The organism is Leptospira terpstrae serovar Hualin str. LT 11-33 = ATCC 700639 (assembly GCF_000332495.1).
Taxonomy (GTDB): domain Bacteria; phylum Spirochaetota; class Leptospiria; order Leptospirales; family Leptospiraceae; genus Leptospira_A; species Leptospira_A terpstrae.
The window spans coordinates 35,239-54,592 of the sequence record NZ_AOGW02000016.1 but is presented as its reverse complement, the minus strand read 5'-3'; the positions used below and the strand labels follow the sequence as shown (position 1 = coordinate 54,592).

The window sequence follows — 19,354 nt, the reverse complement described above, 5'->3', positions numbered from 1 at the left end:
CCTATGGCAAATTTCAAAATGGTTTCTCCTTTTAAGGCTGCCGGAGACCAGGTCGAAGCAATTGAAAATATTGCGAAGTCCTTTGGTGAAGGTAAAAATAAAATTACTCTGGTGGGTGTGACGGGTTCTGGAAAAACCTTTACCATGGCTGAGGTCATTACCCGTGTCAAAAAACCAACTCTCATTCTATCTCATAACAAAACATTAGCTGCACAACTTTTTCGTGAGTTTAAAGAGTTTTTCCCAGACAATGCAGTAGAATACTTCGTTTCCTATTACGACTATTACCAACCAGAAGCTTACGTTCCTTCTTCGGATACATTCATTGAAAAAGATATGTCCATGAATGAGGAAATCGACAAACTCAGGTTACGTGCAACTTCTAGTTTGCTCGAACGTGATGATGTAATCATCGTAAGTTCTGTATCGTGTATTTATGGTTTAGGTTCTCCCGAAGACTATATGAACTCTGTGGTTATGTTACACGTGGGAGATAAAATCGATCGAGACCAAATCATTCGAAAGTTTCTTCATATCCAATACGCTCGAAATGATATCGATTTTAGTCGGGGAAATTTTCGAGTTCGTGGTGATACCATAGAAATTATGCCTTCTTACCAAGAGGAAGGAATCAGAATTGAACTTTTTGGTGATGAAATTGATGGTTTATCTAAAATTGATCCACTCACGGGAAAGGTAAAAACCAAACTAGACAGAGTAGTTGTTTATCCGGCAAAACACTTCATTACCTCAGGTCCAAAAATCAAAGATGCCATCGAAAAAATTAAAAGTGAGATGGCTGACCAAAAAGAAAAGTTTCTCAAACAAGGGAAACATCTGGAAGCTGAGCGCATAGAATCCAGAACCAACTATGATATGGAAATGCTTGTGGAGCTTGGGTATTGTAGTGGGATTGAAAACTATTCTCGCCACCTAACAGGAAGAAATGAAGGAGAAAGGCCTGCTTGTTTACTTGACTATTTTCCAAACATGGATTTTTTACTCATCATTGACGAGTCTCACGTAACACTTCCGCAAATTGGAGGAATGTATGCAGGTGACAGGTCAAGAAAACAAACATTAGTTGATTTTGGATTTAGACTTCCTAGTGCTCTCGACAATAGGCCGCTTAATTTTCAAGAATTTGAAACTTTGACTCCGATGACATTGTATGTATCGGCAACTCCTGATCAAAATGAAATTAACAAAAGTGAGGCGGTGATTGAACAAATCATCCGTCCGACGGGACTACTTGACCCGGTGGTGGAAGTTCGCCCGACCACAAACCAAATCGAAGATTTGTTAAACGAAATCAGACTTCGTATTGAACAAAAAGAAAGGATACTCATTACCACTCTGACAAAAAAGATGTCAGAAGACTTAACGGATTATTATAAAGAAGTGGGTTTGAAGATTGCCTACCTCCATTCCGAAATTGATACTATTGAAAGAACAGAAATCATCAGAGACCTACGTAAGGGTGTTTACGATTGTATTGTTGGGATCAATTTACTACGAGAAGGTTTGGATATACCAGAAGTTTCTCTGGTTGCCATTTTAGATGCAGACAAAGAAGGTTTTTTAAGGAATTATAAATCGCTTGTCCAGACGATTGGTCGTGCAGCCCGGAATGTGAATGGTAAGGCCATTCTCTATGCAGACAGAATGACTGATTCGATAAAAAAAGCAATCAGCGAAACGGAACGCCGCCGTCTAATCCAGGAAGCCCACAACACAAAGATGGGAATCACCCCTCAAAGTATCATCAAGGAAATTCATGATATTTTACCGCGAGAGATGGCGGAAGAAGACAGTAAAGAAGAAGCTCTCAAGGAAATGGAAAAAGAATTTACCTTGAAGAAATACAAAACCAAAGACAAGTTACGTGATGCATTAAAACGAGAAATGTTGCGTTTCGCATCCGACTTGGATTTTGAAAAAGCTGCCATGTTTCGTGATAAAATGTTAGCACTCGGCCCAGATAAAATAGAATCATAAGGTAGGATACGGATTGGAAACAAATGAATTTTGGGAAAACCCAACAAAATTGGCGAGATTGGAAGATTCTCTCCCGAAACAAATTTTCCTTCTCCCGATTAAGGTACGGCCTGTATTCCCAGGAATCATCACTCCCTTAATTGTACCTCCGGGTCGGTTCATCCAATCCATTGAAGAGTCTTCAAAAGGGGCGGGGTTTTTAGGACTGATTCTTTTAAAAGAAGATGAGTCCGAACTTCCATCGGAAGACAATATTTTTCAGATTGGTGTGGTTGCTCGAATTTTGAAAAAAATCAATCTGCCTGATGGTGGAATGAATATTTTAGTAAACACCATCCAAAGATTCAAAATCAATTCCATTCATACAAAAGAGCCAGTTCTTGTTGCCAATGTAAAATACCCAGAAGAAGAACTCGGTACAAGTAAAAATAATATCAAGGCTTTAATGAGAACCTTGCTTATTTTAACAAAGGAACTTGCACAAAACAATCCTTTGTTTACAGAAGACATGAAACTAACGATGATGAATGTAAACGAACCAGCTAAAATGGCTGATTTTGTTTGTTCCATTCTGAACTTAGAAAAAGAAGAATACCAATCTGTTATAGAAGCTATACAAATCAATGATCGTTTAGAAAAGGTATTGTTGTTTCTTAAAAAAGAAATTGAGTTGGTGGTTCTTCAGAAAAAGATCCAAGAACAAATCAACGATAAAATTGATAACCAACAACGCCAATTTTTCCTCAGGGAACAATTAAAGGCCATTCAGCAAGAGTTAGGTGTTGGCGAAGATAAAACGGAACTTAAATACGAAAAGCTCTTGGAACGATTAAAAGCGGTTCCTGTAAGTGATGAAATTATTGCCGAAGTAGAAAGAGAAATTGATAAATTTAAAAACTCAGATCCAATTTCTAGTGATTACAATGTCATTCGAAACTATTTAGATTTAGTCGATGCTTTGCCTTGGGAAAAACCAAAGGAAAAAGATGTCAACCTTCTACACGCCAAAAAAATACTCAATCGGGATCATCACAAACTAGAAGATGTGAAGGAAAGAATTTTAGAATTTTTGGCTGTTCATAAATTGAATCCAAAAAGTAAAGGATCTATCCTTTGTTTGGTGGGCCCACCAGGTGTTGGTAAAACTTCTATTGCAAAATCTGTAGCAGAAGCATTAGGCAGAAAGTTCTATCGTTTTTCTGTCGGCGGAGTGAGAGATGAAGCAGAAATCAAAGGCCATAGACGAACTTATATCGGTGCCATGCCTGGAAAACTAATCAGTGCCTTAAAGATCACAAAAGAACGAGATACTGTGATTTTATTAGATGAAATTGATAAAATGTCGCAAGGATACCAAGGTGATCCGCAAGCTGCACTCCTTGAAGTTTTAGATCCAGAACAAAATTCAAATTTCAGGGACCACTATTTAGATTTACCTTTTGATTTGTCTGATGTTTTGTTTATCGCAACAGCGAACACTTTTGAGCCAATCCCTCGCGTTTTACTCGATCGTATGGAAGTAATCCAACTTTCAGGATACATCACAGAAGAAAAAGTGCAGATCTTTCAAAAGTATCTTTGGAAAAAGATTTTTGAAAAAAATGGTTTAAATCCGGATTCCTTTTCGATGAAAAAAGAAACGGTCTCAATACTAATCAATTCGTATTCAAGAGAATCTGGTTTACGTGGATTAGAAAAAACATTCGATAAATTAGTTCGTAAAATTGCCTTAAAACAAGTGTTAAAGGACAAGTATTCCAAAGAAATCAGAGAAAAGGATTTGGTTGAATACTTAGGACCTCCTCCATTTGTTGATGATCGAATGACAATTCCCAAAGTTGCCGGTACAGCACTTGGTCTTGCATGGACCAATGCGGGAGGATCTACACTTCTTATCGAAGCTGTTCTCATTCCAGGCAAAGGTGGACTCACCCTTACGGGACAAATGGGAAAGATGATGGAAGAGTCAGCAAACATTGCTCTTTCTTTTGTGAAAAACTATATCAACAATGATGTTTTATTTGAAAAAAAAGCCATTCACTTACATGTTCCTGATGGTGCCACTCCGAAAGATGGCCCAAGTGCAGGAATTACAATGGCTACTGCGATTTTATCACTTGTAACAAACAAAGTGATTGCTCCAGGATTTGGTATGACCGGTGAACTTACGTTAACTGGAGAAGTACTTGCGATTGGCGGACTTAGAGAAAAAATTGTGGCCGCAAAACGAGTCGGAGTGAAAAAAATCATTTTCCCTAAAGACAATGAAAAGGCATTCCAAGAAATTCCAGACTATGTAAAACGTGGTGTTACTTTTTATCCAGTCACTCGTTTTGAAGAAGTGGAAAAACTCGTTTTTCCGAAATCTAAAGGTAAGAAAAAATGAACCAACAGACCAATTCCTTTTTCCTCATCCTGGAAGTGTTGTACGGCCACCTAACAGATCTTTTCCGTTTTTTTTGGATTCGTCGAGTTCAGTTTTTCACTTTGGGAGTGATTTTCGGGATCTTTTTATCATTTTTCTTTTTGGGTGGAGCCTATGTAGTTTGGTCTGGTGAAGAAGCTCGTGTACACAAATCACTTGAAAAATACCGGTCGGAAGTATCCAATTTTTATGATAGTTTCCAGCCAAAGTCAGTAAAAATTTTAGACCGCAGTGGAAAGGTAATGGGTGAGTTCTATCGCAGAAACTTTAGGCCCATTCGTACTGACAATTTAGCCAAACACAATGTCATCGTTTGGGCAGTACTTTCGTCTGAAGATAGAGAATTCTTTGCCCATTCAGGATTGAATTACACAGCCATTGGTCGAGCGGTAGTGACTAATTTAATTCAATTTCGATTGTCACAAGGTGGCTCTACTATCTCTCAACAGTTAGCCAAACTTACGTTAAATTTAGGAAAACGTAATCTATTCAATAAACTAACAGAACTCTATTGTACTTTTTATATAGAAAGCCAATACTCAAAAGAAGAAATTTTGGCTATGTATTTAAATCAAATTTTTTTGGGTGAAGGCAACACTGGAGTAGAAGAGGCTGCTAGGTATTATTTTCGTAAACCTGCTTCAGAGCTAAGTCCAGAAGAAGCAGCTCTTCTTGTCGGAATCATTCCAGCACCCAGTGTTTACAACCCGGTTCGTAATTTAGGAATCGCACTATCTAGACAAAAACGCGTGTTATATGACATGGCCAGAAATCCAGAACTGCATCCTTCACAGAAAGAAATTCCTCATAAATTTTCTGATTCCATTGAACTAAATTTAAAAAAGTTCCGAACCATATACAAAATTAAAGAATCCAAAGACGAAGAAGGAAATCCGAAATATTCTAGCGAAATTGGAAAATATGGGGCGGATAAAGATTTCCGAGTCAATTTGGCTCCTGATTTTAATTCGGAAATTCGCAGATTTATTTTAGAACGATTTTCCAATGAAGATTTAGAAGAACGTGGATTACTTGTTTACACTACTTTAGATTTAGAAAAACAAAGACTCGCAGAAGAGGCGTTACGTGTAGGAGTCGATTCAGTCAGAGCCGATTTAACGAAACAAGAAACCGAATACCAAAACAAAGGTAAGGCGGATTTAGCCGAAGTCACTCGTGCCATATTACCTCAACTCAGCGGTTCTATGATTTCTTTGGATCCTGAAACAGGGGATATTGAAGCCATGGTGGGCGGATATAAAATATCCAATGTATTTCGTTTTAATCGAGCCGAAGATGCCAGGCGCCAACCGGGATCCACAATCAAAGCTCTTGTCTATGCGCTTGCTTTTGAAAAACGAATCGTAAATCCATCATCCAAAATCAAAGACGAAAAATTAGATATCTCTGGTTATTCACCCAAAAACTGGTATAAGGGATATAAGGGTGATATCACAGTTCGGCAAGCTCTTGCTCAGTCAGTAAATACTGTCTCAGTAAAGTTACTACATGAGATTGGCATTTCTTATTTTATACAAAAACTAAGTGCTATCCTTTCAATACCGGAAGAAGAGGCAGAGATCCGGTTCCAAAGAAATTTATCTTTAGCACTTGGCTCAGGCGAACTAAGTCCCATGGAACTTTCTGTCATTTATGCAACCCTTATGAATGGGGGAAGGCGAGTGACACCAAGAAAAATTATCAAAATCACTGATTTAGACGGAAATGAATTTTATAGCACTGTTGCCAATGAAGCCGCCGAACAAATATTGGATCCAGTGGCTTGTGCTATGGCTATCAATACCCTACAGTCTGTTCTTACCGAAGAAGGTACTATGACTTTAAAGAAGAAGGAGGGGGAATCATTTTTGTATGCCGGAAAAACAGGAACTGTTCAATCTCCTAAACTCAAATCTTCAAGGTGGAAAGGTCTTAAGGGTGTTCGGGATGTATGGTTTGCCGGACTCACTCCAAGGAATGTAACAGTGGTTTGGGTTGGTCATGACGAAGGAGCCCCTTTCCCTGGTTCGGGATCTGGAGTATCTGGCGGGATTTGGTACAGGTACACTCAGAATGTAAAATCAAAATTGGGTATGGGGAATCAATTGATATCTAATTTTGTGGGAGATTTTGTTAAGGTGGATGTATGTGCTGATGATGGAACTATTTTGGAATCGACTCCAGATTACATTTGTAAGGTGCCACTTTATGCTCAGTATTATTATATTGGTGATTTACCACCGAAACGTGCCGGTTTTTTGAAACAAGAACCTCCCATCCAAAATACCATTCCTAAACCGGAACTCATCGATGATTCTGAAATTTCAACTTATGATGCACAAGGTAGCCGTATCCAACCAACCGCTGTAGACTCTGTGGAATTGGAACCTCCCCTTATAGAAAATCGACGAGCGCGTTATAACGAAGAAAATCCTTAGAGACTAAATAGTTCTCCTGGATGGACCAAAGAAAAATCCAGGGTTTATCTTCATTGATTCTTTCGATCACTTGTAAAGCATCCAAATTGTTTTTGAAGGGTTGGTTTAAGATTTTACCCACCTCAGGGTTTCTATAAAAAGACCGATTCCCTCCGTTACCTACCTTCTCTGGATGAAAGAGTGGATCTAAAAAATTCCAAACAGAATCAAAATCAGAATACCAGGTGAGTAAGGTAAGATCTCCTTTTCCTTCTCCATTTTCTTTATACAATGGTGCTTTTTCCATTGGCCTCAGTTTAATCTTGAGTCCAATATCCTCTAATGCTTGTTTGATGGCGCGGCCTTTGGCCTGGTTCTCATCATCACCTCGCATTCGAAATTCCAAACTTGTTGATTTGATTTTGGGATAACAAGTAGACTGTTTCAATTCATCTAACGCTTGTTGTTTGTGATACACTGGTTCTTTCCACGATTTTCCCTTTGCAATTTTTTCCATATATTGTAATGGAATGGGGCCGTAGGTAAGGTCTGCATGATTTTCTAATAGTTTTTGAATGATCAATGCTCTCGGGACAGATAGGTTGAGTGCTCTGCGAAAGTGTTTATCAAAACATGGATTGTTTTGATTGATCGCCACGTATTGAACTGATCTTCCTTTTTTTGTGAGTGTAAATTCTGAATTGGCTTCAGGTAGAGAAAGAAGGAAATCTGTAAGTTTAAATGCATCTAACTGTTGTTTTCGATACAAAAATAAAGAAGTAGATGATTGTGGTAAAATAAGAAACCGAATTTTTTTAGGAAAGTTCGAGTTTACTTCTCCTTGAAATTCCAAGTCTAAGTATTCATTTTTTTTCCATGTGAGGAGTGTGTATTTTCCAAAGGACTTTAAGTGGTCCTGTTTCCATTCTTCTTTTCCTAGGATGGAAGCAAAAGGCAAACTGAGTTTCTCTTTCCATTCTGATTCTAATGTACCTGGTTTGAATTCTAACTCTAATTCTGTTTCTGACCTAGAGCTTACACCCAGTAAAAAATGGTAGTCTCCCTTTCTTGGATAAGATTCAAAAACTAAACGAGATAAACTGTATTCTATATCTTTAGCAGAAGGGGCGTTTGCATTCAGATGGATTTGCCAGAGTTCTTTTTTTGGACCTGGAAGTTTTTTGTAAGAGAGAATCCAAGGAGAGTGGATCCCTTTTGCATCTTGGACAAAGAGGCCTTGGTGAAGAAATTTTGCCAATTTCTGGCCTGACAAATCGGTAAGGAACAGGGGATCTAAATGGGCAGGGTCCGAGGGAAGGGCTATTTTTAAGTCAAAATGGGGAGTTTCCTTCCGGCAAAAAGTGAGGGACAAGAGAAAGAAAACAAGGGATAAGGTTCTCATACGTGAAGATTTACCGAAAACTCTGGCCATACTTAACAAAATACAAATACAGACTGAGCCTCGGTGTTTTCTTGTCTATATTTGTTTCCATATTCAATGGAGCCTCCCTCACGTCTCTCATCCCTATCTTTGATTCTTTGGGGACTGGTGAAAATTACAAGTTCCAAATTGCGCTTACAAAAAAAGACCAGGCATTACTGTCAGAACACAAAAAACCTGACCACCTCCAAGGACTCACATATTGGGAATGGCAATTTGCCCATCTCAAACAAAATACAAATGAAGAACTTGCAGATAAAAAACCAGACGACTTAGTATATTTGTTTTGCCTCATCATCCTTCCGATTTACTTTTTAAAACTCATTTGCCTGGCAGGTACGGTCTACTTTGTCAATTCTGCAGGCCTTCTTGCCGTCAGTGACCTTAGGCAAGCACTCTATAAAAAACTCCAAGTATTACCACTGAACGAATTTTATCGTGAGAAAACAGGGGTTCTCATGAGTCGGGTGATCAATGATGTCGATATTGTTGGGAAAGTGGTTTCAAACGACCTAAAAGATGCCATTAATGATTTTTTCTATATTGTGACTCACTTAATCATCTTACTTGTGTTAAGTTGGAAATTATTCTTTTTATTATTTATTGTCATACCTTTAATTGTAGGGCCCGTGAGCACATTTGCCGATCGCATTCGGCGAACTACCAAAAACCAACAAGAACAATTGTCTGAATTGAATGGAGACCTGCAAGAAGTGATTTCTGGAATCCGGGTCATTCGAGCATTTTCGATGGAAGATAAAGAAGCAAATCGTTTTTTTAAAGTAAACCAAAACTTATCGGACAAAACATTCAAAACACATTTTTATCACCAAATTGGACCCGCATTAACTGAGTTATCTGGCTCTGTGGTGACTATGGTATTTTTAGGGATTGGTGCTTATTTGTTAGAAGATGCAAGTTTTTCTAAAGGGATGTTCATAGCTTTTTTTCTTACATTGATTTTTCTTATGCGTCCATTAAAACAGATGAGTATTTTGGTGAATTTAATCCAAGCCTCTGTAATTGCTAGTGATCGTGTATTCGAAATTTTAGGAAGAGATGTGGATGTGAAGGAACCAAAAGTCCCAAGTCCACTCGGCCAATTGTCAAAAGGTATTGAATACAAAAATGTATCTTACGTTTATCCTAATACAGATATATATGCTCTAAAAAATATTAATCTTACTTTACCACGCGGCGGAACCATAGCTATCGTAGGATCTTCAGGTGCCGGTAAATCTACGTTAGTTGATCTTTTGCCACGACTAATTGACCCAACTGATGGCGGAATTTTTTGGGATGATGTGAATGCGAAGGATTTGAGTTTAGACAACTTACGAAAAAGGATCGGAGTTGTTTCTCAAAATATCTTTTTGTTCAATGGTTCTGTTCGCGAGAACATTGCCTTCGGAAGGCCAGACGCATCTGAAGAAGAAATTCGACGTGCTGCCGAGGATGCATTTGCTTCTGAGTTTATCGAAGCTTTCGAGGAAGGTTATGATACCATCGTTGGCGAACGTGGTGTGATGTTGTCTGGAGGGCAAAGGCAAAGAATCTCCATTGCTCGAACCTTGTTAGCAAATCCAGAAGTATTGATTTTAGATGAAGCCACATCTGCTTTGGATACAGAGTCAGAAAGGCTGATCCAACAAGCGTTTGTTCGGTTGTATGAAAATAAAACTGTAATCATTATTGCTCACCGTTTATCTACAGTTAAAATTGCTGATACAATTTATTATTTAGAGAATGGAGAAATTGTAGAGAGCGGTAGCCATACGGATCTACTAAAAAACCAAAATTCTAAATACAAACGTTTGTATGATATGCAATTTTCTAGTTCTACTTAATCAAACAGAATCGTTTATGCTAGGCGACCAGTTCCACAATTGGGACAAAACTTTGCATTAGGAACTGCAACAAACGAACCACAGTTGGCGCAGGTCCAATTTTCAATAATTTTTGGAGTAGGAAGGATTGCCACATTTGCCTTTATCTCTTTTAATTCCACTTCCAAAGAATCTAATGCTTCAATATAAGGAAGGGATTGAGTTTGGAATTCTTCTTCTGTTAATTTTCCTGAATCAAAATCAGATCTGATATCTCTCAGTGAATCGAGGAGGTTACTTTTCTTTTCATTTATGGGCCTGAGATAGGCTCCCTCTTCCTTTCCAAATGGTGATTCATCAACACGGAATCGGTAATAAAACAATAAAAAAGGTGCGATCAGAATGATTCCAAAGAGCAGACAATACAGATATAATAGAAAATCCATACGTTCAGAATTTGGACTTTTTATTTTTAGGCAATCTCTTTATCTTTGGTCAAAGAAGAGAATTTACACTTATGGCCGTTACCAACGCACTCATTGAACAAAAAATTAAATCAGCAGAAGAAGTGGCAGCTTTATTGCCTAGGAATGTAACTCTAGGTTGTTCCGGATTTACACCCGCTGGATATCCAAAACTCATTCCTGTTGCCTTTGCCAAACGAATCGAAGATGAAAAAAAATTAGGAAATGAATTCTCTATCAATTTGTATGCAGGTGCCTCCACAGGTGAAGAATTAGATGGTGCTTTGGCAAAAACGGGTGCTCTCAAATTAAGAATCCCATACCAATCCAACTCCCATCTTCGGAATCTTATCAACCAAGGGGAAACGGATTTCATTGATATGCATTTATCCCATGTTGTAAAATACATCGAACATGGAATTTTGCCAAAAATTGATGCAGCCATAGTAGAAGCCATTGAGGTGACTGTCGATGGTAAAATTTATCTCTCCACATCTTCTGGAATGAGTGCTACTTACATTCAAAACGCAGAGTCCGTCTACATTGAGTTAACTGATACTCATCCTTTAGAGTTAAAAGGTTATCACGATATTTATCTTCCCAATCATCACGAAAAGGGACTCCCCATCAATATCCTTAACCCAGGAGACAGAATAGGTTTACCGTATATACAAGTTTCTCCAGATAAAATCAAAGGGATAGTGCGTTCAAACAAACCGGATGCGGCGACAGTTTTCAAAACACCTGATGAAGATTGTCAAAATATAGCAGCCCATGTTTTATCATTCATCCAACATGAAATAAAAAAGGGAAGAATTCCTAAAGAATATCTTCCGTACCAAAATGGGGTTGGAAATATTGCCAATGCCGTTCTTGCCAGTATGGCAAAAGATCCTAACTTCCATTCCATTCAAATGTATACAGAAGTGGTTCAAGATTCTGTATTTGATTTGATTGATGCAGGGAAACTTGAAATTGCTTCAACTTCAGCTTTGACATTTTCAGAAAAGGGACTTAAAAGATTTCATGAAAACATATCCGAATGGAAATCTAAGTTTGTCATTCGACCGCAAGAAATATCAAACCATCCAGAAGTCATTAGACGTATGGGCCTCATTGCAATGAACACTGCAATCGAAGTGGATATTTATGGAAACGTAAACTCTACTCATGTGATGGGAACTTCGATGATGAATGGGATCGGTGGTTCTGGTGATTTTACTAGGAACTCTCATTTGTGTATTTTTATGACTCCTTCTCTCGCAAAAGAAGGAAATATATCTGCAGTAGTTCCCATGGTTTCTCATACGGATCATAACGAACATTCAACAATGATTTTTGTTACGGAACAAGGATTAGCTGATCTTAGGGGATGCCCTCCCAAAAAACGCGCGGAACTTATCATAAACAATTGTGCTCACCCAATTTATCGAGACAAACTCCGTGAATATTATGAAAATGCTCTTCGCGTTTCCAAAGGAAAACATACTCCTCATGACTTGGAAAAAGCACTTTCTTGGCATGTCCAGTTCTTAAAAACCGGAAGTATGAAGTGATAGGTATTGTTGGCTCGGGAATCACGGGACTTACGGCAGCTTGGGCATTAAAAAAATATAAAGATGTAACTTTATTTGAGAAACATCCAGAAATTGGGATGGCAGCCTTTGGCGCCAAACAAATGGTAGATGGAAAAGAAGTGGAATTTGATATTCCGCTTAGAACCATTAAACGTGACTACTATCCCACTCTTTTTCAGGTCTATGATAAAGCAGGCATACAAACAAGGGCAGTGGATTATTCATTTAGAGTAGAGTCAAATGAAGAAACAATTTTTGGATTTCGTTCTCACCAAATATTAGGAATTTCTTTTGGTGTGCCTACAATGGATTCTTTTGTAACGGGGAAAGGGCGAAGGATTTTTTCCGATTTATTAAAGTTTTATGCCAACGCAAAAGACGATTGGAAAAAGGAAAACCCATCCATTTCCATTTTGGATTTTTTGTTAAAATATGGGTATTCCCAAGAATTTATTTATGAATTTTTACTCCCTACCTTTGCCTTAGTGAACACTTGTAAGACGGAGACTGTGGGCGCCTATCCTGCTGAAACTATCATTGGATACCATTCCCGTGGTTATTCTTATACCCCGCAAGAAACGGCAAGTTTTGGAACAAGAGATATTGTCAATCGCCTCACTGCCGGATTAAAGAACCTACAGTTAAATGCTGGAATCCAGAAGATTTATAAAAGAGGAAGTAAAATCCTCATTCAATTTGCAAACGAAGAAAAAGAGTTTGAACATGTTATCCTTTCTACACAGGCAAACCAAGCAAAAGATCTGCTAGGGGAGGGTTATGAATTAGAAAAAGAAATCCTAAATGAATTTCGTTATGAATCGAGCGATGTTGTTCTACATACGGATGAATCTTATTTTGCAAACCCATCTGTTTCTTTAGTATTTAAAATCAGAAATACATTCGACAAACCAGAAGTGACTTTGGACTTAGGTAGGATCATTCCTGAACTCAAAGGAAAAAAAATTTTTCAAACATGGAATCCGCACAAACTACCTAAAGAAACTGATACTTTAAAATTGGCGAAGTTTGAAAGGCCTGTGATGGATGAAAGAACTGCAAAAGCCATTGGTAGAATCGCAAACTTACATGCGGATCCAAAATGTAATCTTTGGTTATGTGGTTCATATTCTCTTTATGGAATTCCTCTTTTAGAGGCAGGAGCAAAGTCAGGCCTTCTTGTTGCCTCAAAGATTGCTAATCAAAAGCTTGATGACTTAATCCAAAGGTAATTCGAATTCGATTTTATTTTTCAAAAACATAGTAGTGGTAGGTAAGTCCCAAATGATTCACAAACCAATGAAGTAACTTTGCGAATGCCTTTAATGAACTCGGTAAGTTTTTAAAGTCGTTAGTAAAACCTAAAATGACTGGTTTTGTCCAATCTAGGTTTTGGACTTGTTTGAATCCAATGGATTCTAAATCCGAAATAGTCTCTGAGGATAGTTTTAAATTTCCTTTGGGGATCAGAAAAGGCAAATAGAGCCACCAATAGTTTTTAAATTTTTTATCGGATATTTGAAAATGAGTAAACGCAAAACTCCCACCTGGCTTTAAAACTCGAAAACATTCTCGATAAAATGTGGAAAGGTTTATAAAGTGATAAGAGGCATCTAAAGAAAAAACATAATCATAAGTGTTACTTGGAAACTGATCCATTACTTCCCAACTGCCTTTCAGAAAAGGTTTTACCTCTGTCTTTGTAGAGGCAAACAGTTGTTCTGCGAATTCAGATTGTTCTCCGGCTAAATTAATCGCAGAAAGAAGTTTTGGTTGAAACTTCTCTTTCCAATACACCAAACTACCCCCGAGTCCAGAACCTACCTCTAATATTTTTGCTTGAGAGTTCAGTTGGCAACCCTTTGCAAATTCGATAACAAATCTAAGTCCTGCCGTTTGGTATGAGGATTCACCATCCCAATATCCGAAATTGGAAATATAGTAGGGTGGTGATTGAGGAAGGACGGAAGCGGGAGATTTAGAAAAGGGGAAGGGTGTCATTTTTTACTTGATGGATTATTATACCCTGCCGGGTATGTAGTATGAGCCTTTCGGAAAACCAAACTAAACTGATCCACCGTATCAATCGAATCCAGGGACAGCTGGAAGCAATCAAGAATACGATCACAACGGAAGAAAAAGACTGCGAAAAAGCTATCTTACTTTTAAAAGCGGCCCACCAAGCGATGAAAAAGTTTGGGGAAGCATACATCCACGAGTATATGGACACATGTTTTAAAGAAAAGAAATCCAGCCAAAGTATCGAAACAGACGTTAAAAAGGCCATTACCGCCGCTTTCTCTCTCTAATCACCCTTACCTTTTAAAAAAAATCCATATATCGCTTGCCACATATACCCCACAGGGTATATGTGGATTTAGATTCTATATACTATAGGGGGTATGGTAATGTTTCTAGCTTCAACAAAAACTTGGTATTTGGAACGAGTGGTTTATTTCATCGCTGGACTGTTTAGTTTAGTCGGTGTCGCAATCGGAACCTTTGTTTCACCTTGGTGGTATCTTTTGAACCTACTTGTGGGTGTGAACTTGGTAGTTTTTTCCACCATTGGTTTTTGTCCGATGGCAATTCTTTTGAACAAACTTGGTTTTGAACCCAAAGTGAGGGATTAAGAACATGAAATTTATCATAAGCATTTTGCTTTTGGTTGGTCCGATGGCTCTCTTTGCAGAGAGCGTTGGATTTGAAAATCTATGGAAACGAATCGAAGAGAATTCCTCTGCAAGAAAATCGAAGTATTTGGAATGGAAAGCCGGAGAAATTGCAAGAGACCGGTCCGATAAACACTGGTTACCTAGAGTCTATACAGACTTACGTACATTCCAAACCAATGACCCAACTCTCAACTTTATGGGAAAACTAAGCCAAAGGAGTGCTACTGACTCTGATTTTTCTACCGCGTCTACAAGATACAGACCAGGAAACTTTTTAGATTCGAATAACCAACCTTATTCCACACTAAACTCGGATACTATGAATCTATTTGCAAAAGATACTCTTAATAATCCTGGAAGTCATACTTATTCGCGTGGAACACTCGGTATGGATTTACCACTTTATGAAGGTGGGTCCGGAAAGACACTCGCTGCGATGAATGAAAAAAGATCTGTGGGTCTTAAGTTTGAATGGCTTGCTGTTCGTGACAGAGAATATGCACAAACAGGTTATTATTACAGGGCCATCCAAACTTTAAATGAATACAAACGTAGATTGGAACAAATTAGAAAAATTGAATCTAGATTCCAGTCGAATTACTCTCTGGGGAATAAAGGAAACCCAGTTGGATATGCAGGTTACCTAGCATTAAAATCCATAAAAAATCAAATTTCAGTTCTTGAAAAACAATCAGATCTACAAATCAACGATTACAAAGAAACCTTATATGTTCTATCTGATCTTCCTCCATCAGAGTTAGAAATTATCGAATCAGATTTGAATGTTTTTTTAGACACTCATTTCAAACGCCCGATTGGTTACGAAAGATCCAACCAAATGAATGCACAAATCAAATATGCGGAAGGGGAAAAACTCAAAAGTGAAATGGAAATGGCAAAGTTTTTGCCAAAAATCGGTGCTTATTCAGAAGCTTATGGGTACCAAGGAAGTAGAAATACGGCTAACGCTTACCAGGCGGGAGTATATCTGCAAATGAATCTTTATAACCCAAAAGATATGGGAGTTGTCGAAGAATCAAAACTCAATGCAGAAGCAGCTTTAAAGAAAATAGAAGAAAAAACGAAAGAAGAAGAAGCTCATGTAAAATCTCTATTTCAAAAGGAAATTTCACTAAAAGAGAGCCTTGAGTTAGTAAGGGAAACTGTAAAATACCAAGACGAACAAATTGTGAATATGCAAAGATTGTTTCAAAGTGGAGCCATCAATGCTCTCCAATTTGCAGAAACATTAAATAAATCATTAGAACTCTCTCGAGTTTTGATGGAAACGGAAATCGCCGTTTTACAAGTCAGAACAGAAACATCATTATTTTCAAATAAGGAAGAATCAAATGAATCCATTGGAAGAAATTAGAAAAGGATTTGCAGGAAGGCTTGCAGAAACCTTCCTACATTCTCGTCTCACTCCGGTGATCGCAGTTGCGAGTTTGGTGCTCGGACTATTTGCCGTATACTTAACACCCAAAGAAGAAGAACCACAAATCTCTGTTCCAATGATTGATATTCAAATTCCGGCTCCTGGATTTTCTCCAGAAGAAACGGAACGTAAAGTCACTGAATTTGTGGAACGGGCTGTTTGGGGATTGGAAGGTGTGGAATACGTTTATTCCACAAGTAAGTGGCATGGAAGTTATATTACCGTTCGCTTTAAAGTGGGAGAACCGATCGAACCTTCGCTTGTAAAAATTCACCATAAGCTGATGGAGTTAAAGAATTCCCTTCCCAATAATACATTAAATCCCATCGTTAAATCTTATTCGATAGATGATGTTCCGTTTCTTGCATTGAGTTTTAGTGCGGAATCAATGAATGATTATGAATTAAGGCAAACGGTAGCACCCCTAGCTCGTGAACTATCCTCAACTCCCGATTTGGCCAGCGTACAAATGTTGGGTGGATTAAAAAAAGTGGTTCGAGTCAAAGTAGATCCAAACCTACTGAACCGCTTTGGGGTCACAGCACTGGAAGTTGCGATGAGTTTAAAACAAAACGATGCTCTCATCCCTGCTGGAAAAAATTGGTCATCTGATTCTGTGATGGACATTGAAGTAGGCGGAGTCCTTAAAAAAATAGCCGATGTCAAACGCCTTCCTGTAGCACAAAGGGGAGGACGAGTGGTTCGTATCCAAGACCTTGCGATTGTTGAAGAGGGACCAGAAGAAAGAACCAGGTCCTCAGCACTTTATGACAAATCTCTAGGAGAAGGAAAACGAAATGCGGTTACCATTGTATTTGCCAAACGTAAAGGAACTAACGTTGTCAATTTATCCAAGGATTTATTAGAAAGAGCGAACCTATTTCAAAAAGATTTACCAAAAGAAATTCGGTTGAGTGTGATCCGTGATTACGGAAGTACAGCCGAAGACAAATCTCATGAATTGATAGAACATCTCCTCATTGCAACGATCTCTGTCACAGTTTTGATCGCATTATGGATGGGTTGGCGTTCCGCACTTGTTGTTGCTATTGCGATCCCAGTCACATTAGCACTGACCTTGGCAATCTACTATTTCCTTGGGTATACACTGAATCGTGTCACACTTTTTGCTTTGATCTTTTCTATCGGAATCTTAGTCGATGATGCGATTGTGGTTGTCGAAAACATTGAAAGGCATTTGGAAGAAAATCCAAAGTTAGGAATCATTCGGGCCACTCTTGTTGCTGTATCGGAAGTAGGAAATCCCACCATCCTTGCTACCTTTACTGTGATTGCTGCCATATTGCCTATGGCATTTGTGCGAGGACTTATGGGTCCTTATATGAAACCGATTCCTGTTGGGGCAAGTCTTGCAATGATTCTTTCTCTGATTGTTGCCTTTGTCATCACTCCCTGGGCTTCCATTCGTTTATTGAAAGAGAACCATCCGCATGAAGAAAATGTTTCAGGGGAGAATCAAATCTCCAAACTAGACCAAATTTATGTTCGCTTTATGAATTGGTTACTTGGTTTTAAAAAGAATGCGATCTTTTTTGGTGCAGTGACCATCGGACTACTGTTAGCTTCTATGGCCTTTGTTGGTTTTAAGTGGGTAAAAGTAAAAATGTTACCTTTTGACAACAAAGAAGAGTTTCAAGTTCTCCTTGATTACGAACCGAAAACAACTCTGAGTCAAAGTATGGCTCGTTCTGAAGAACTCACAAAGATTTTACTAAAAAATCCCAATGTCGAAAAAATTCAGATTTTTGCAGGCGAAGCGGCTCCTTTTTCTTTCTCTGGAATGGTAAAACATTCCTTCCTAAGAAACTTAGATTCCATGAATGATTTACAAATCATTTTAAAGAACAAAAACGATAGAAAGGAATCTAGTCATGAGATCATTGAATCCTTACGATCCGACATACGAAAGTTTGGTGATCGTTTCGGAGTGGTTACAAAAGTTTTAGAAATTCCTCCAGGCCCTCCGGTGATGGCTACTATGGTAGCAGAAGTATATGGACCAACAGCTGCGGTGAGAAAAAAAGTAACCGAAGAAATTTACAATGTATTTCGGGAAGAGCCAAGCGTTGTGGATTTAGATACATCGTTACGGAATGGTCGTCCTAAAATGGTTTATCCCATAGATTTTGAAAAATCTGGACTTTATGGAATCAAAACTTCTGCTTTGGCTGCAACAGGTTCTATCCTTTTCTCTGAGTCCCCTCTCGTGAGTTTGGCAACAGCAGAAGAACCAGAAGAAGTATCGGTGAATCTATCAATCATTCAAAGTGCTCGAGGTTCCAAAAATCCTTTCCAAAATCAAAATATCATGTCCATGGAATCTGGTGTTATTTCCTCGGAACGGGTATTAGGAAATCCATACAAAGAAGAAGATAGGGCGTTATTTCGAAAAAATCTAAAGCCAGTCAACTATGTGATGAGCGAACTTTCTGGTGCAGAAGAAGCTCCTGTTTATGGAATGCTCAAACTCGCACCAAAAATCAAATACCAAACACAAACAGCCGACGTTCCTTGGAATACAAGAGAACCGGTGATTAAATGGGACGGGGAATGGTTTATCACCTATGAAGTGTTTCGCGATCTTGGTGGTGCCTTTGCTGTTGTGATCCTTCTCATTTATGTTTTGGTCTTAGGTTGGTTTAAAAGTTATACAGTTCCACTTGTGATCATGGCACCAATTCCCATTTCTCTCATTGGAATATTGCCAGGCCACTGGGTGATGGGAGCATACTTCACAGCTACATCCATGATTGGATTTATTGCAGGTGCAGGGATCATCGTTCGAAACTCGATCATCCTAGTAGATTTTATCGAAGGTGAAATCAAAAAAGGAGTTCCTCTGAAAGAAGCGGTGGTTCATGCAGGTGTGGTTCGGTTTCGCCCCATGTTACTCACTGCCTCTGCGGTTGTGGTTGGATCCTTTGTGATGTTATTCGATCCTATCTTCCAAGGCCTTGCAATCTCACTGATGTTTGGTGAAATTGCAGCAACTGTTCTCAGTCGTTTTGCCGTTCCGGTTTTATACTACTGGTTTATCGGAAAATCAAGACAAGGAGCGATCAAACATGGTTAATA

Annotated in this window: 13 protein-coding genes; 10 read left to right on the top strand and 3 right to left on the bottom strand. The window is 38.5% G+C overall.

Features of this window, described 5'->3' with window-relative positions; all coding sequences use genetic code 11:
- Positions 1–3 precede the first annotated feature (3 nt).
- Genes uvrB through LEP1GSC203_RS15530 form a run of 3 tightly spaced genes read left to right on the top strand, consistent with a single transcriptional unit; the run spans position 4 to position 6,861 of the window.
- Positions 4–1,998 (top strand): excinuclease ABC subunit UvrB, encoded by a 1,995-nt coding sequence (gene uvrB / locus LEP1GSC203_RS15540; protein ID WP_002974996.1) that lies wholly within the window; start codon positions 4–6, stop codon positions 1,996–1,998.
- 13 nt (positions 1,999–2,011) lie between these two features.
- Positions 2,012–4,384, top strand: a complete 2,373-nt coding sequence (lon, locus tag LEP1GSC203_RS15535; RefSeq protein WP_002975077.1) for an endopeptidase La — start codon at positions 2,012–2,014, stop codon at positions 4,382–4,384.
- Positions 4,381–6,861, top strand: a complete 2,481-nt coding sequence (locus LEP1GSC203_RS15530; protein ID WP_002975046.1) for a transglycosylase domain-containing protein — start codon at positions 4,381–4,383, stop codon at positions 6,859–6,861. Before lon ends, LEP1GSC203_RS15530 begins: the two co-directional genes overlap by 4 nt.
- Here the strand turns inward: LEP1GSC203_RS15530 and LEP1GSC203_RS15525 are convergent.
- Positions 6,818–8,242 (bottom strand): ABC transporter substrate-binding protein, encoded by a 1,425-nt coding sequence (locus tag LEP1GSC203_RS15525; RefSeq protein ID WP_002975167.1) that lies wholly within the window; start codon positions 8,240–8,242, stop codon positions 6,818–6,820. The genes LEP1GSC203_RS15530 and LEP1GSC203_RS15525 overlap by 44 nt on opposite strands.
- 2 nt (positions 8,243–8,244) lie before the next feature.
- Between LEP1GSC203_RS15525 and LEP1GSC203_RS15520 the strand changes: the two genes are divergently transcribed.
- Complete coding sequence (locus LEP1GSC203_RS15520) at positions 8,245–10,128, top strand: ABC transporter ATP-binding protein (RefSeq protein WP_039938205.1); 1,884 nt, start codon at positions 8,245–8,247, stop codon at positions 10,126–10,128.
- 14 nt (positions 10,129–10,142) lie between these two features.
- Here the strand turns inward: LEP1GSC203_RS15520 and LEP1GSC203_RS15515 are convergent, their stop codons facing one another.
- Positions 10,143–10,553 carry a zinc ribbon domain-containing protein gene (locus tag LEP1GSC203_RS15515; RefSeq protein WP_002975076.1) on the bottom strand — a complete coding sequence of 137 codons (411 nt, stop codon included), beginning with the start codon at positions 10,551–10,553 and terminating at the stop codon, positions 10,143–10,145.
- A 71-nt stretch (positions 10,554–10,624) separates the two neighbouring features.
- Here LEP1GSC203_RS15515 and LEP1GSC203_RS15510 point away from each other — a divergent pair, with 71 nt between their 5' ends.
- On the top strand, positions 10,625–12,127 hold the full coding sequence (locus LEP1GSC203_RS15510) for a succinate CoA transferase (RefSeq protein ID WP_039938242.1): 1,503 nt from the start codon (positions 10,625–10,627) through the stop codon (positions 12,125–12,127).
- The gene (locus LEP1GSC203_RS15505; RefSeq protein WP_002975071.1) at positions 12,124–13,377 is read left to right on the top strand and encodes an FAD-dependent oxidoreductase; all 1,254 of its coding nucleotides are present in this window, start codon (positions 12,124–12,126) and stop codon (positions 13,375–13,377) included. The genes LEP1GSC203_RS15510 and LEP1GSC203_RS15505 overlap by 4 nt, the downstream gene beginning before the upstream one ends.
- A gap of 13 nt (positions 13,378–13,390) precedes the next feature.
- Here LEP1GSC203_RS15505 and LEP1GSC203_RS15500 read toward each other — a convergent pair whose 3' ends face one another.
- Positions 13,391–14,146: an SAM-dependent methyltransferase gene (locus LEP1GSC203_RS15500; RefSeq protein WP_002975142.1), complete on the bottom strand. Its 756-nt coding sequence runs from the start codon at positions 14,144–14,146 to the stop codon at positions 13,391–13,393.
- Positions 14,147–14,187: 41 nt separating this feature from the next.
- On the opposite strand from LEP1GSC203_RS15500, the gene LEP1GSC203_RS15495 reads away from it, so the two are divergent.
- The 4 genes from LEP1GSC203_RS15495 (at position 14,188) to LEP1GSC203_RS15480 (ending at position 19,352) form a co-directional block, all read left to right on the top strand.
- Positions 14,188–14,454 carry a metal-sensitive transcriptional regulator gene (locus LEP1GSC203_RS15495; protein ID WP_002975053.1) on the top strand — a complete coding sequence of 89 codons (267 nt, stop codon included), beginning with the start codon at positions 14,188–14,190 and terminating at the stop codon, positions 14,452–14,454.
- 99 nt (positions 14,455–14,553) lie between these two features.
- On the top strand, positions 14,554–14,778 hold the full coding sequence (locus tag LEP1GSC203_RS15490; RefSeq protein ID WP_002975163.1) for a YgaP-like transmembrane domain: 225 nt from the start codon (positions 14,554–14,556) through the stop codon (positions 14,776–14,778).
- Positions 14,779–14,782: 4 nt separating this feature from the next.
- Positions 14,783–16,195 carry a TolC family protein gene (locus tag LEP1GSC203_RS15485; protein ID WP_002975157.1) on the top strand — a complete coding sequence of 471 codons (1,413 nt, stop codon included), beginning with the start codon at positions 14,783–14,785 and terminating at the stop codon, positions 16,193–16,195.
- A complete protein-coding gene (locus LEP1GSC203_RS15480; protein WP_002974995.1) occupies positions 16,173–19,352 on the top strand; it encodes an efflux RND transporter permease subunit in 3,180 nt (1,059 codons plus the stop codon). The genes LEP1GSC203_RS15485 and LEP1GSC203_RS15480 overlap by 23 nt, the downstream gene beginning before the upstream one ends.
- The last annotated feature ends 2 nt before the right edge of the window (positions 19,353–19,354 follow it).

Excerpts from the sequence above, each read along its gene's own strand:
- uvrB (WP_002974996.1), top strand. The coding sequence starts at position 4 with ATGGCAAATTTCAAAATGGTTTCTCCTTTTAAGGCTGCCGGAGACCAG.
- LEP1GSC203_RS15530 (WP_002975046.1), top strand. The coding sequence starts at position 4,381 with ATGAACCAACAGACCAATTCCTTTTTCCTCATCCTGGAAGTGTTGTAC.
- LEP1GSC203_RS15525 (WP_002975167.1), bottom strand. The coding sequence starts at position 8,242 with ATGAGAACCTTATCCCTTGTTTTCTTTCTCTTGTCCCTCACTTTTTGC.
- LEP1GSC203_RS15515 (WP_002975076.1), bottom strand. The coding sequence starts at position 10,553 with ATGGATTTTCTATTATATCTGTATTGTCTGCTCTTTGGAATCATTCTG.
- LEP1GSC203_RS15510 (WP_039938242.1), top strand. The coding sequence starts at position 10,625 with ATGGCCGTTACCAACGCACTCATTGAACAAAAAATTAAATCAGCAGAA.
- LEP1GSC203_RS15500 (WP_002975142.1), bottom strand. The coding sequence starts at position 14,146 with ATGACACCCTTCCCCTTTTCTAAATCTCCCGCTTCCGTCCTTCCTCAA.
- LEP1GSC203_RS15495 (WP_002975053.1), top strand. The coding sequence starts at position 14,188 with ATGAGCCTTTCGGAAAACCAAACTAAACTGATCCACCGTATCAATCGA.
- LEP1GSC203_RS15490 (WP_002975163.1), top strand. The coding sequence starts at position 14,554 with ATGTTTCTAGCTTCAACAAAAACTTGGTATTTGGAACGAGTGGTTTAT.
- LEP1GSC203_RS15485 (WP_002975157.1), top strand. The coding sequence starts at position 14,783 with ATGAAATTTATCATAAGCATTTTGCTTTTGGTTGGTCCGATGGCTCTC.
- LEP1GSC203_RS15480 (WP_002974995.1), top strand. The coding sequence starts at position 16,173 with ATGAATCCATTGGAAGAAATTAGAAAAGGATTTGCAGGAAGGCTTGCA.